Annotated in this window: 16 protein-coding genes and 1 other RNA gene; 13 read left to right on the plus strand and 4 right to left on the minus strand. The window is 32.6% G+C overall.

Annotation, left to right across the window (positions count from 1 at the left end):
• The first annotated feature begins 24 nt into the window (after window positions 1-24).
• The 8 genes from CXF54_RS04625 to CXF54_RS04660 all read left to right on the plus strand — a co-directional run bounded on the left by CXF54_RS04625 (window position 25) and on the right by CXF54_RS04660 (window position 7,083).
• Entirely contained in the window at window positions 25-1,161 is a 1,137-nt protein-coding gene (locus CXF54_RS04625) for a PAS domain-containing sensor histidine kinase (RefSeq protein ID WP_101202720.1), read from the plus strand.
• Complete coding sequence (locus CXF54_RS04630; RefSeq protein ID WP_101202645.1) at window positions 1,161-2,213, plus strand: response regulator; 1,053 nt, start codon at window positions 1,161-1,163, stop codon at window positions 2,211-2,213. The genes CXF54_RS04625 and CXF54_RS04630 overlap by 1 nt, the downstream gene beginning before the upstream one ends.
• An 88-nt stretch (window positions 2,214-2,301) precedes the next feature.
• Window positions 2,302-3,150 (plus strand): universal stress protein, encoded by an 849-nt coding sequence (locus tag CXF54_RS04635; RefSeq protein ID WP_101202646.1) that lies wholly within the window; start codon window positions 2,302-2,304, stop codon window positions 3,148-3,150.
• Window positions 3,151-3,157: 7 nt separating this feature from the next.
• Complete coding sequence (locus CXF54_RS04640) at window positions 3,158-3,919, plus strand: patatin-like phospholipase family protein (RefSeq protein ID WP_101202647.1); 762 nt, start codon at window positions 3,158-3,160, stop codon at window positions 3,917-3,919.
• Window positions 3,920-4,003: 84 nt separating this feature from the next.
• Window positions 4,004-5,566 (plus strand): protein adenylyltransferase SelO, encoded by a 1,563-nt coding sequence (locus CXF54_RS04645; RefSeq protein WP_101202648.1) that lies wholly within the window; start codon window positions 4,004-4,006, stop codon window positions 5,564-5,566.
• A gap of 122 nt (window positions 5,567-5,688) precedes the next feature.
• A complete protein-coding gene (locus CXF54_RS04650) occupies window positions 5,689-6,198 on the plus strand; it encodes a peptide-methionine (S)-S-oxide reductase (RefSeq protein WP_101202649.1) in 510 nt (169 codons plus the stop codon).
• A gap of 35 nt (window positions 6,199-6,233) precedes the next feature.
• The gene (locus tag CXF54_RS04655; protein WP_101202650.1) at window positions 6,234-6,674 is read left to right on the plus strand and encodes a DUF2452 domain-containing protein; all 441 of its coding nucleotides are present in this window, start codon (window positions 6,234-6,236) and stop codon (window positions 6,672-6,674) included.
• A complete protein-coding gene (locus CXF54_RS04660; protein WP_101202651.1) occupies window positions 6,667-7,083 on the plus strand; it encodes a hypothetical protein in 417 nt (138 codons plus the stop codon). Before CXF54_RS04655 ends, CXF54_RS04660 begins: the two co-directional genes overlap by 8 nt.
• Window positions 7,084-7,171: 88 nt before the next feature.
• Here CXF54_RS04660 and fsa read toward each other — a convergent pair whose 3' ends face one another.
• The 4 genes from fsa to ffs all read right to left on the minus strand — a co-directional run bounded on the left by fsa (window position 7,172) and on the right by ffs (window position 9,485).
• On the minus strand, window positions 7,172-7,825 hold the full coding sequence (gene fsa / locus CXF54_RS04665) for a fructose-6-phosphate aldolase (RefSeq protein ID WP_090840428.1): 654 nt from the start codon (window positions 7,823-7,825) through the stop codon (window positions 7,172-7,174).
• 186 nt (window positions 7,826-8,011) lie between these two features.
• Window positions 8,012-8,443 (minus strand): hypothetical protein, encoded by a 432-nt coding sequence (locus CXF54_RS04670; protein ID WP_101202652.1) that lies wholly within the window; start codon window positions 8,441-8,443, stop codon window positions 8,012-8,014.
• 2 nt (window positions 8,444-8,445) lie between these two features.
• On the minus strand, window positions 8,446-9,246 hold the full coding sequence (locus CXF54_RS04675; RefSeq protein WP_101202653.1) for an SDR family oxidoreductase: 801 nt from the start codon (window positions 9,244-9,246) through the stop codon (window positions 8,446-8,448).
• A 140-nt stretch (window positions 9,247-9,386) separates the two neighbouring features.
• An RNA gene (ffs, locus tag CXF54_RS04680) (signal recognition particle sRNA small type) lies at window positions 9,387-9,485 on the minus strand.
• Between the two features lie 88 nt (window positions 9,486-9,573).
• On the opposite strand from ffs, the gene CXF54_RS04685 reads away from it, so the two are divergent.
• The 5 genes from CXF54_RS04685 (at window position 9,574) to CXF54_RS04705 (ending at window position 13,812) form a co-directional block, all read left to right on the plus strand.
• A complete protein-coding gene (locus CXF54_RS04685) occupies window positions 9,574-10,611 on the plus strand; it encodes a glutaminyl-peptide cyclotransferase (RefSeq protein WP_101202654.1) in 1,038 nt (345 codons plus the stop codon).
• A 107-nt stretch (window positions 10,612-10,718) separates the two neighbouring features.
• Window positions 10,719-11,477 (plus strand): hypothetical protein, encoded by a 759-nt coding sequence (locus CXF54_RS04690; RefSeq protein ID WP_157823391.1) that lies wholly within the window; start codon window positions 10,719-10,721, stop codon window positions 11,475-11,477.
• Between the two features lie 28 nt (window positions 11,478-11,505).
• On the plus strand, window positions 11,506-11,889 hold the full coding sequence (locus CXF54_RS04695; RefSeq protein ID WP_101202656.1) for an acyl-CoA thioesterase: 384 nt from the start codon (window positions 11,506-11,508) through the stop codon (window positions 11,887-11,889).
• A gap of 71 nt (window positions 11,890-11,960) precedes the next feature.
• Complete coding sequence (locus CXF54_RS04700) at window positions 11,961-13,514, plus strand: hypothetical protein (protein WP_101202657.1); 1,554 nt, start codon at window positions 11,961-11,963, stop codon at window positions 13,512-13,514.
• Window positions 13,515-13,590: 76 nt separating this feature from the next.
• Window positions 13,591-13,812, plus strand: a complete 222-nt coding sequence (locus tag CXF54_RS04705) for a DUF2892 domain-containing protein (RefSeq protein WP_090840442.1) — start codon at window positions 13,591-13,593, stop codon at window positions 13,810-13,812.
• Window positions 13,813-13,893 lie beyond the last annotated feature (81 nt).

The raw sequence follows: 13,893 nt of genomic DNA on the forward strand, positions 1-13,893 counted from the left end.
TATTTTACACCACAAGCGCGCTTTATGTTTAAGAATAACCAGGACATTTTTCAAATTTTATCTGAAGCAATTTCAGAAGGCATTCTAATAGTCGATGAAACTCAAACCATTATAGCCGTAAATTCGTCTACAGAAGACATGTTTGGTTATGATAAAGACGAATTAAACACCAAACCATTAGAAACATTAATCCCTTCTAATTATCACAAAGGACACGGTAAGCAGTTTAATTCGTATTACAAAAACAGTGAAAAACGTACCATGGGTAAAGGACGTGCTCTTTTTGCTGTTAAAAAAGATGGTAGTACATTTCCTGTAGAAGTCGGTTTAAATCCATTTAACGTGGCTGACAAAAAATACGTTATGGCCTTAGTTATAGATATTACCGAACGTAAAAACTATACAGATAAACTAGAAAAAACGGTTGAAGAACGCACTAAACAACTTAGAGAAGCTTTAGAAACGGAAAAAGAATTAAACGATTTAAAAACCAAGTTTTTATCGCTAGTATCTCACGAATTTAAAACACCTTTAACGGGAATTTTAACCTCGTCCATGCTATTAAGTAAATACAAATTAACAGAGCAACAGGACAAAAGAGACAAGCATATAAATACCATAAATAGTAAAGTACAATACCTAAATAATATTTTAAACGACTTCCTGTCTGTTGAGAAACTAGAATCTGGAAAGGTTAATTATAAGTTTACCGAGTTTAGATTAAGTAAAGTTGTAAACGAAGTGGTTTACAATGCTAATATGCTTTTAAAAGAAGGTCAGAAAATAAAATACCCTGAAAATATTGATGACATTTCATTGATATTAGACGAAAAAACGATAGAATTAGCTTTGTCTAATTTGGTGCATAATGCTATAAAATACTCGCCTGAAAACACCACTATCGAGCTACAAGTCAATCAGGATAAGACGCACACCACTTTTAAGATTATTGACAACGGAATTGGGATTCCGAAAAATGATCAAAAAAATATTTTTAATCGCTATTTTAGAGCCGAAAACGCTTTATTAGATCAAGGGACTGGTATTGGTTTAAACATTGTAAAAACGCATTTAGAAAACTTAGGAGGATCTATAAGTTTTGAAAGTATCGAAAATTCAGGATCCACTTTTACTATTATAATACCTAACAAAGCCAACTAATGAAAACCATACTTTTAATTGAAGATGATATTGTTTTAAGAGAAAACACAAAAGAGCTTTTAGAACTATCCGATTATAATGTAACTACTGCTGCCAATGGTAAATTAGGTTTACAGGCTGCAATAGTCACTTTGCCTGATATTATTGTTTGCGATATCATGATGCCAGAATTAGATGGTTATGGTGTCTTAGAAGGTTTGTCTAAACAAGATAGTACTATGCATATTCCGTTTATCTTTTTGTCTGCAAAAACGGAACGACATGATGTTAGAAAAGGCATGGATTTGGGTGCGGATGATTATATTACAAAACCTTTTAGTGAAGACGAAATTATTAGCGCAATTGAAAGTCGATTAGCAAAAGCTGCTATTTTAAAAGACAGAAGGACTCAGCAAGCATCTAAAAACGATGACAGCCAAGACGAACTAAGAAGTTTAAACGATTTAAAAAACTTTTTTGATGACAATGGTGAGATTTTTGATTTTTCTAAAGACGAGCACATTTACATCGAAGGAAAAAACTCCAACTACATTTATCTAATAACAAAAGGTATTGTAAAGTGCCATAAATTAGATGAAAATGGAAAAGAGCTAACCACAGCATTACATAAAGAAGATGATTTGTTCGGGTATACCTCGTTTACACAAAACATTCCTTATCAAGAAACTGCAACCACTATTAGTGATGCTACCCTAGTTGGATTATCTAAAAACGAACTTAAAAACATACTAAACACTAATCATAAATTAACCTTAGAGTTAATCCAATTGCTAACGGATGATATTACTGGCGTAAAAAATCAGCTTTTAGAAATGGCATACAGCTCGGTTTATAAAAAAACAGCGACTACCATTTTAAAGTTTGCTGACAAATTAAATTGTAAACCAGATGAGGCTATTAAAATATCTAGAAGTGATCTAGCCAGTGTTGCTGGTATTGCTACCGAAACTTTGATTAGAACCTTATCTAGTTTTAAAAAGCAAGGTTTGATAGTTATAGAAGGCCGAAATATTAGAATTGTTGATGTTGAAAAACTTAAGGAGGTCTGCTAAAATTATACTAAATTAAAGTAGATATGATTTTTATCATTTTTTAAACTGCTTGATAACTATAGATTTGTTTGAATAAGACCTATTTAAAATGAAATCTATATTACTACCTACAGATTTTTCTGAAAATTCATGGAATGCTATCGCCTATGCGCTACGCTATTTTTCTAACACAACGTGTACGTTTTACTTACTTCATGTTAACCCAATAACAGAAGTTGCTATTACAGATATAGACTATAGTTACAACATAGAACCATTAATAACAGAAGAATTACAAACAAAACCTGCTAGAAAAAAATTAAATGGGCTGCTAAAAAAAATAGCAATTCAGTTTTCTAACAATCCTAAGCATTCTTTTTTTACAATCAACGATACTGATTTTTTTATAGACGCGGTTAGAAAACAAGTTTTAGAAAAAAAAATAGACCTTATAGTAATGGGTACCAAAGGTGCTTCTGGATTAAAAAAGCTAATTATTGGTAGTAATACAGCGGACATAATAACTAAAGTAAAATGCAATACGTTAGTTGTTCCAGAAAACGCAACTTTTAAATCATTAGACCAAATTGCATTTCCAACGGATTTATTACAATTTTATGGAATAACAACCTTAGCGCCTATTTTAGAAAACTTAGAGCAGTTTAATGGCACATTAAACATTGTAAACATCAACAAAAAAGAAGTCAATCTAAATAAAGATCAAGAAAAAAACAAAGACTTTTTAGAAGACTATTTTAGTACATATCCTCATCAATTTCATTTTTTAACACATACAAAAATAGAAAATGGAATTAATACCTTTGTAAAAAGTAAAAATATAGATATGATTGTAATGATTGCCAAAAGTCTTAATTACTTTCAGCAACTATTTTTTCATTCTAAAATAGAAGAAATAAGCTATCAAACGGATATTCCGTTTTTAGTGCTTCACGAATAATTAAAACATGAAAACAGGCTTAGTCCTTTCTGGTGGTGGTATGCGAGGTGCCGCACATATTGGCGCTATAAAAGCATTAGAAGAACACGGTATTTTCCCAACACACATAGCAGGCGCCAGTGCTGGTGCTATTATTGGCGCATTGTATGCTTATGGCTTTTCTTGCGAAAAAATGTTGGACTTTTTAAAAACAATTCAGCTTTTTAATTACAAAAAATTTGCAGTTAGTAAACCTGGATTTATTGATGCCGAAAAATATTACAACTACTTTAAAAAACAGTTTCCTGAAGATAATTTTAACGCATTAAACAAACAACTCTTTATAACTGCTACTAATATTTTAAGTGGCGATTCAGAGGTATTTACGGATGGAGAGTTAATCAAACCAGTCTTGGCATCTGCTTCATTTCCTGGATTGTTTTCGCCAATAAAAATGAAACAAGGATTATATGTAGATGGTGGTGTATTAAATAACTTTCCTGTAGAGTTATTACAAAAAGACTGCGATCAAGTCATTGGTGTTTATTTAAACTTATACAAAACCAAAACACAAGCGCAATTAAAACATTTTCATAATATTATTGAACGCTCCATTACTATAGGTGCAGTACAAGCTGATATACAAAAGTTTTCCGATTGTGATATTTTAGTGGCACCTCATGCCTTAAGTCAGTTTGCGCTTTTTGATAAAAGAAATATCGATGCTATTTATAAAATTGGTTACGACAGCATGAAAGCAGCCTTAAAAGATAAGCAGACTAATACTTAATTATGTAATTAGTAAACATTACCTAAAATGTACGACTCTTATTATGACAAGCAATTCCGTATCTTTGTTATATAAAGGCTTTACATGAAACTGAACATAAAAAACACATTTACCTCACAACTTCCAGCAGATCCAATAACAGACAATAGTAGACGTCAAGTCACTAAAGCCTGTTATAGTTTTGTAACACCAAAACAGACTGCAAAACCAGAATTAGTTCATGTCTCTCCAGAGATGTTGGACACCTTAGGTATGTCAGAAAACGATGCTAAAACAAAACAGTTTTTAAACGTGTTTACGGGTAATACTGTGTTGGAAGGCACCACGCCATACGCTATGTGTTATGGTGGTCACCAATTTGGACATTGGGCTGGGCAATTAGGTGATGGTCGTGCTATTAATTTATTTGAAGTCGAACACAATAACAAAAACTGGAAACTACAATTAAAAGGTGCTGGAGAAACACCATATTCTAGAACGGCAGATGGTTTAGCAGTTTTAAGAAGCTCTGTTAGAGAGTATTTATGTAGCGAAGCTATGTATCATTTAGGTGTACCAACCACACGCGCTTTAAGCTTAGCGTTATCCGGAGATCAAGTCTTGCGTGACGTCATGTATAACGGTAATCCTGATTACGAAAAAGGTGCGATTGTATCAAGAATTTCTCCAAGTTTTTTACGTTTTGGAAGTTTCGAGATTTTAGCCTCAAGACAAGATACAGAAACCTTAAAAACACTTGTAGACTATACTATAAACACCCATTTTACGCATTTAGGTACACCAAACAAACACGCTTACGTTCAGTTTTTTAACGAGGTAGCTATGCGAAGTTTAGACATGGTTATCCATTGGCAACGTGTTGGTTTTGTGCATGGTGTTATGAATACCGATAACTTATCAATCCTAGGATTAACTATCGATTATGGACCTTACGGATGGCTAGAAGGTTTTGAGCCTGGATGGACGCCAAATACTACAGATAATCAGAACAAACGCTACCAGTATGGCGCGCAACCAGATATTGTCCTTTGGAATTTATACCAATTAGCAAATGCCTTATATCCATTAATTGAAGAAGCAGAAGGTTTAGAAGCGGTGTTGGCAAATTATGCGCAACAGAAAGACATCCAATACCTACAAATGATGCGTAGTAAAATTGGATTGTCATCCGAAGAGCAACTAGATGCCAATCTTATTCAAGAACTAGAAGACTGCTTGCAGTTAACAGAAACAGATATGACTATCTTTTTCCGTAATCTATCAGATTTTGATGGTGTAAATCCGACTAACGGATTACAAATTAGTCGTGATTCTTTTTACGACATAAAATCAGTAACCGAAGCTATAAAAGACAGATGGAACTTATGGTTTGAGAGTTATGCAGACCGTTTGGAACGCGACCCAATTTCAGCGAAAGCGAAAAAAGAAAACATGAACAGCGTAAACCCAAAATACGTGTTACGTAATTACATGGCGCAATTAGCTATAGATGATGCTAACAAAGGCGACTACAAACTTATTGATGACTTATTCAATTTATTAAAACAACCTTATGCAGAGCAACCAAAACACGAAAAATGGTTTACAAAACGACCAGAATGGGCAAGACATAAAGTAGGTTGTTCTATGTTGTCATGTAGCTCTTAGTTTTGATAAATATATGATTTTTAACTCCTCTCTTTAGCTAAAGAGCGATTAATTTCAGCTTTAGCTTAAATCGGAGAGTTTGACCTAAAACGCGAAGCAGTTTTAAAACCCTATTTAAAACAATGAACAATAAAATAGCATTTGGAGGTGGTTGTCATTGGTGTACAGAAGCGGTATTTCAAGCCTTAAAAGGTGTTCAAAAAGTAGAACAAGGCTTTATAGCTTCTACTAAAGACCACACAACTTTCTCGGAAGCAGTAATCGTTCATTACAATCCAGAAATAATTACGCTTGATATCTTAATTCAAATTCATTTATATACCCACAAAAGCACTTCTAATCATTCCATGCGTACAAAATACAGATCGGCTATCTATTATTTCTCAGAAGAACAAAAAGAAGATTCAGCTGTACTCCTAGCTAATTTACAATCAGAATTTGAAGCACCTATTATTACAAAAACACTTCCTTTTAAAGACTTTAAACCGTCAGAAGCACAATTTAAAAACTACTACAAAAACAATCCAAACAAACCCTTTTGTCAAACTTATATTAACCCAAAACTTAAGTTATTACAAGCAAAGTTTAGCAAACATTTAACGGATAACCTACAGCGTAAATCTATTAGCTAGTAGCTATTTAGTATCTTTGTTAAAAAAGAAAAAGGATGTCAGACACTAAAAAACCTGATAATATTGTCTTTAACCAAGAGACACAAAAATACGATGCATCATTAAAACCGTATGCAACAAATGTTGGTGCTCCAGCCATAAAAGTAACGGAAAACGTCACTTGGAAAAACAAAAACGTACACAAAGCCAATCAGCAAATTAAAGCCAAGTATTTAGAACTAAAAGCCGAATACGAGAAAATGATGGCAGAACTAGAATATAACAATCTTGTCTATAATGCTAAGTTTAGTTTTCAGCCTATAATTGGCGACACCTATCATTTATACAGAGATAAAAAAGGACAACCCTTTTTGTCCATTATTGCTCCAGAACAATGCAATTTTGACTTTATAGGTAGTTTTTACTTAAATTCTGAGCATATCTGGAAAAGAATAGACCAAGAAGTCATTGGCCAAGATCTAATTACTAATGAATAATCTTAGTATTATAAGTCTACTCTTCGATTTTGGATTAGTGGTATTAATTTGGATGGTTCAGCTTATTGTTTATCCAAGTTTTAAATATCACAATCAAGAGTCATTAATAAAATGGCACGCCAAATACACGGTAAGAATAGCTGGTATTGTTATCCCGTTAATGTTTGGTCAGCTTATACTCTATTTATATCTAGTATTTACGCAACCCGATGCCTCTATTTATATTAGAACCGTTTTAACTATCAGTGCGTGGATAGGGACATTTGCAATATTTGTTCCGTTACACAACACAATTAACAACGGAAGAAGTACAGAAAAAACATTAGCCCATTTAGTGTCTAAAAATTGGATTAGAACAGCAATTTGGACGCTACTATTTATCTTAAACCTATTAACATTAGTAAAATAAAAGCATAAAAAAATCCCAAGCATAACACTTGGGATTTTTTATAATATTATATAGTCCGCAAATTGCTAACTATTTAATCAGTACAAAATTAGTTTCCTTTTTTGTAATCTTCTAAAAACTTAGCTAAACCGCTATCTGTTAAAGGATGTCTTAATAACCCTTCAATAGAGCTTAAAGGACCAGTCATAACATCAGCACCTAATTTAGCACAGTCAATTACGTGCATTGTATGACGTACAGACGCAGCTAAAATTTCAGTTTCAAAAGCGTAGTTATCATAGATATGTCTAATCTCTGCAATCAGGTTTAAACCATCCGTAGAGATATCGTCCAAACGTCCAATAAAAGGAGACACATAAGTTGCACCAGCCTTAGCAGCTAATAATGCCTGACCAGGAGAAAACACTAACGTTACATTAGTTTTAATGCCTTTATCGCTAAAGTATTTACAAGCCTTAATACCATCTTTAATCATTGGTAATTTAACCACGATTTGATCATGTAATTCAGCAAGCGCCTCACCTTCCTTAACCATACCTTCAAAGTCAGTAGCAATTACTTCCGCACTAACATCACCATCCACAATGTTGCAAATGTCAACATAATGCTTCATGATATTATCATGACCAGTAATCCCTTCTTTAGCCATTAAAGACGGGTTAGTAGTAACACCATCTAAAATACCCATATCCTGAGCGTCTCTAATTTGGTCTAAATTGGCAGTATCAATAAAAAATTTCATTCTAAAATATATTTAAGTTGTGTATATAATTATTTTGGGCGTTACCACAAGGGTCAGGCTGTCCGTTATATCTTTTTTTGCCATTTTTGGCAGCAAAAAAAGGATGCCACTTCCATCCTTAACGCAATGCAAAGTTACAATTTAACTTTTGCAAGTAAAATAATGATATCAAATGATATTAACATTTTACTCAAAAAACTTAAAGGTTTTCTCGCAATCTAAGTCTTGTATGTAATAATTCATTTTAAAATTATCATGATCCCATTTTAATCGCCAATCAAAAACAAACGCTTCAAACGAAATTACAACAACAGACATAACACATAATGCTACAATAACAATTTTTCCAAAAACCCTAAAAACTTTATGTTTTATGGTATCTAAAAAGTAAACTAATCCGTAAATAAAAATACTCCAAAATAAAACATTACCAATAAAACCTTTAGCATACAAATTTCCAGACATGGAAAAAACCCAAGTCCTGTCTGTACTTTGTATAAACGGAAAGCCATAAAAATCAGGCCAATTCTCGTCAGTTAAACATACATACTTATAGGTAACAAAGTGCGGTAATGTAAAGGCTACAGCTATACAAAGTGTTGCTAAAAGCCTTTTCATGATTATAATTTGTAATGATTCAATAATAACTTTTCATACATCGTATCCGGTAACAAAAACTTTAAAATAATAGAAATTTTTTGCATTGGCGCACCAACCTTATAATGTATTCTAGGATTTTTGGTATTAATTACTTGATGCACTTTTTTAGCCACAGCAATTGGAGAACTACTATTATCAACATGATCATCAATATCTTTAAGTACGTTTGGATACTTAGTGTATGGCGAGTCTTTTAAAACAGGAGCATGATAACGTCCTGCAGCAATATTAGTTGCAAAATCACCTGGAGCAATATTGGTAAACTTTACACCAAAATCCTTGGTTTCCATACGTAACGCTTCCGTAACAAGCTCTAAAGCACCTTTACTAGCACTATAAATACCACGATAAGGCAATCCCATATATCCAGCAATGGATGTAATGTTGATAACCAAACCTGACTGTTGTGCTCTCATTTGAGGCAACACTGCCTTGATAACATTTATAGGTCCAAAAAAGTTAGTATTAAAATTATGTTGGATTTGCTCTTGCGGAATTTCTTCAATAGCACCATTAATACCAACACCTGCATTGTTAACCAACACATCCAACTTCCCTTCTGCTGCAATCACTGCTTTTACAGCTGCTGCAATAGTCACCGTATCATTAACATCTAAAGCGACCAACTTAAATTTACTGTTGGTATAATTAGACGGATTACGACTGGTACCATAGACAACATACCCTTTTTCGGTTAAAAACTCACCTATAGATTTTCCTATTCCAGAAGAACCTCCTGTAATTAATACGACTTTAGACATGTAAATAATTTTAAAAGTTAAAAGTAAAAAAGTTGAATTACAAAACGACTGTAACCAAAAAAGATTTGCTAGAATTAACTAACAAATCTTTATTTTATGTTTTTAAATCTCTTTTTATAAAAGGATTTAGAGTAATCAAAAAAAGGCAAGCTACCTACATCACACTGCTACGACCATTTACCTTTGCTTCGTTCCCGACCTGGAGGATTCAACAGGAGCTAGTTGTGTAGGACTTGCCAGGTGCAAAGATACACACATTTTATTTTCTCGCAATCATTTTTTATAATGAATTTTAATAAATAACTTGCTCTCAAATAAGTTTACAAAATGAAAGCATTTAAATACCTTACAATCATATTTTTAGCAACAACACTTTTTTCGTGTGGTGACAACGTCGAAGCGCAAAAAAAGAGTTTTTCTTTGACTACCAATGCCCAAAACGGTACAATTAGTATTGATAAAACGCTAGAAGTAGCATTAAAAAACCCTAAAAACATCCAGATTTCTTCTGTAAGTTATCAGTTAGACGGAAAAAATATTGAGGCTAAACAAACACTTTCCGATTTTAAATTAGGAGAACATACCTTAAAAGCAACTATTAATTTTGATGGCGAAACTGCAGAAATCAAAAAAACCATTGCGTTATTAAGTGCAGTAGCACCAAAGTTTTTATCTATAGAAATAATTAATACGTTTCCGCATGACAACACTTCTTTTACACAAGGTTTAGAATTTAACAATGGAGTGCTTTTTGAAAGTACTGGACAACGTGGCGAATCTAAAATTAGAAAAATAGATTATAAAACCGGTGACGTTATTACTGAAACAGCTATTCCTGATGCCTTTTTTGGAGAAGGTATTACCGTACTTAATAATACCGTTTACCATTTAACTTGGCAAGGTCAAAAAGGATTTACTTATAATGCCACTACTCTAGAAAAGAAAAGCAGCTTTAACTATGGTCAAAGTAAAGAGGGTTGGGGATTTGCAAACGACGGAACTAAACTATATAAAAGTGATGGTACTAGTTTAATTTGGAGTTTAAATCCAGATACGCTAATTGAAGAAGATCACATACAAGTATGCACAACAAAAGGAAAAATTGGAAGATTAAACGAAATAGAATTTGCTAACAACAAATTATACGCTAACATCTGGGAGAAAAACGGAATTGCTATAATCAATCCTAAAAATGGTGCTGTAGAAGCGGTTATTGACTGTACAATCTTAACAAAACAAATTCCTAATTTTTCTATTAACGAAAACTGTTTAAATGGTATTGCTTACAATCCAGAAACACAAACGTTTTTCTTAACTGGAAAACGTTGGGATAAATTATTTGAGGTTAAAATTTTAGAAAACTAATCAAAAACAAAAAGTTAAAAGATTATAAATTAGCTGTTAAAGTCTCTTAATTAAATTTATCATGTCCGCGATAAATCTAAATTTGAGACTAATCAACCAACCAAATCTTGAAGAATCTTACGCTTTTAATTATCTTTTTGGCAAGCTGCTTTGTGTCCGCACAAACAATAAATGGTAGTGTTTACGACTCTATTTCTACCTTAGAAAATATTAAAATAACAAACCTATCTTCAAAACAAATGACTACTTCCGATGTAAACGGAAGGTTTTCAATAGCAGGAAAAATTGGAGATACGCTTCATGCCAGCTCTTTATTTTATAATGAGCAAAAGTTAGTTTTAAAAGATTATCATTTCCACGAAAGTGTCGTTATCGAGCTTAAACAAATTTTTAATAATTTAGACGAAGTACAACTTATCACGCCCCATAAAGAAACTTTGGCTGATATTGAAACGGTTCAAGTAACCCTTAAAAATCAGTTTGCAGAGGATAGAAAAAACAATCCTCACCTCTACTCTAAACAACCTACCACTGGCGGAATAGATATTATACAAGTTATTGGCCTAATAGCAAAACTATTTGAAAACAAAGACAAATATGTAGCTCCACCGTTTGTTGCAATAACTTTACAAGATTTAGAAGCACTTATTGAAACGTCTCAATTATTTGACAAAAAATTATTGACCAATACTCTAAATATACATGAAGATAATATTAATTTATTTTTGCAATATTTAGAAGCTAAAACAATTGATAGTGAGTTATTAAAAGAAAACAAGGAGGTCTATTTATTGGAGATTTTTATAAAATCAGGTGAAGATTTTAAACAGTTAGTGGATACTTTTAATGCTAAAAACAAACAATAAACATTACTTTTAGGGCTTATTATAACTAATGAAATCATACAGCCAAACGTTAACAGTAACGCCTAACGATCTTGACGAATTAAACCACGTCAATAACGTAAAATATATTGAATGGGTAAACCAAGTTGCTAAAGCACATTGGGTAACTCACGCCACAAAACAGATTTTAGATCAGTATTTCTGGGTTTTAATTTCGCATCATATCGATTACAAACAAGAAATTGTGTTAGGACAAACCGTAACCTTAAATACTTACGTTAAATCCTGTCAAGGTGTAACCTCTATTAGAGTGGTAGAAATACTTGTGGATGAGAAAATTTGCGCCTATTCCGAAACTAAATGGTGCCTGATACACACGGAAAACAATAAACCGGCTAGAATCACACCAGAAATCATTACTCTTTTTCAATAATTTTAAAGTCACATACTAATTAGCCTTTAAAAAAGTTATATTTTAGTCAATCAAAGTTACAATTACATTTTATGAAGCGTACGCTATATTTTATCTGCTGTATTGGGTTTATCTTAATGGTAAGTTCTTGCCGAAAGGATTTTGAATTCCAGGCTAGTTCTGGAGGTTTAGAATTCTCTAAAGACACGATTTATTTAGATACTATTTTTGCAAATATAGGTTCAAGCACTTATAATCTAAAGGTCTACAATACTAGTAATGATGACATCTCAATACCTACTGTACAATTACAAAACGGAGAAAACTCTGGGTACCGACTAAATGTAGATGGTCAAGCAGGTAAAAGCTTTACAGACGTACAACTATTAGCTAAAGACAGTCTGTTTATTTTTATTGAAACAACTTACAACACAGATACAACACCACTTACTAATAACGAGTTTGTTTATACAGATAAAATAATATTTGATTCTGGAGACAATCTACAGGATGTAGATTTAGTAACCTTAGTTAAAGATGCTAACTTTATTTATCCTGATAAAAATAACACAACAGGTATTATTGAAACCTTAACCTTAACTATTGACGGTACACCAACCGCTACAGAAATACAAGGTCGCGAGTTACTACCTGAAGAATTAAACTTTACTAACGAAAAACCTTATGTCATTTACGGTTATGCTGCGGTACCTGCAGGAGAAACACTAACTATAGATGCGGGAGCACGAATTCATTTTCATGCTAACTCAGGTTTATTGGTCTCAGAAGGTGCTACTTTAAACGTAAATGGTGCTTTAAGTACTGATCCTGAATTACTAGAAAACGAAGTTGTTTTTGAAGGTGATCGATTAGAACCATTATTTAGTGATGTCCCTGGACAATGGGGAACCATTTGGTTATTTGAAGGCAGTCAAAATAATACTATTAATCATGCGACTATTAAAAATGCCACAGTTGGTGTATTATCCGATGGTAATGCAGATGCGGTAACTGATAAATTAACCATAACAAATTCGCAAATATATAATATCAGTACGTTTGGTATTCTAGGTCGTAACACGTCGATTAAAGCAGATAACATCGTCTTAAATAATGCTGGACAAGCTAGTTTTGGAGCTACTTTTGGTGGAAAATACAACGTCACCCACTCTACTATTGCAAATTATTGGAACAGTAGTTTTAGACAATTCCCGGCGCTGCTAATTAACAACTTTGTAGCTGATGCTGAAAACACTGCGTTTGTTGCAGATTTAACCGAAGCTAATTTTAGTAATTGTATAATATATGGTAATGATAACCCTGAGTTATTAATTGACCAAATTGAAGATGCTGCAGTAGTTTTTAATTTTAAATTTACCAATTGCTTATTACGTTTTCAAGATTCAAGCAATTTCTTTTCTAGCCCTAATTATGATTTTGATAATGCAACACATTACGAAAACATGATTTTTAACGAAGCTCCTGATTTTGAAAATCCTTTGGAAAACAATTTAAAAATTGGTGAAGACTCAGCTGCTAATGGTCAAGGTAATACTACTTTTTCTAGTCAAGTCCCAAATGATATTTTAGGCGTTAGCAGAACCACTAGTCCGGACTTAGGTGCATTTCAACATATCATCTTTTAGATTGAACGAAAGAATAAAATAGCACTAGCTTTTTCTTTTAGTTTTGAATTAAATAACAACCCTCAATTATTTAGTCATGATAAAAATAAAAAGAAATATGAGCAATTTTGATAGACTAGTCCGTTTTATTGTGGTTTTATTGCTTGTAGCGATATTATATGTAGGAGAATTTGATGGTCCCATAGCTTTTATTATTATACTAATTTCAGCCATGTTTTTATTTGCTAGTGTTACAGCTTTTTGTCCATTTTACAAATCGACTAACATTTCAACTTATGATTCTGACGACTATTTATAATAGTTTGATTAACATCTAATTTTACATAAAAAAAGCCAGCTTTTCAGCTGGCTTTTTTTCCGCGAAAGCGAAAAATTATTT

It is taken from the genome of Olleya sp. 1-3 (genome assembly GCF_002836085.1).
GTDB classification, from domain to species: domain Bacteria; phylum Bacteroidota; class Bacteroidia; order Flavobacteriales; family Flavobacteriaceae; genus Olleya; species Olleya namhaensis.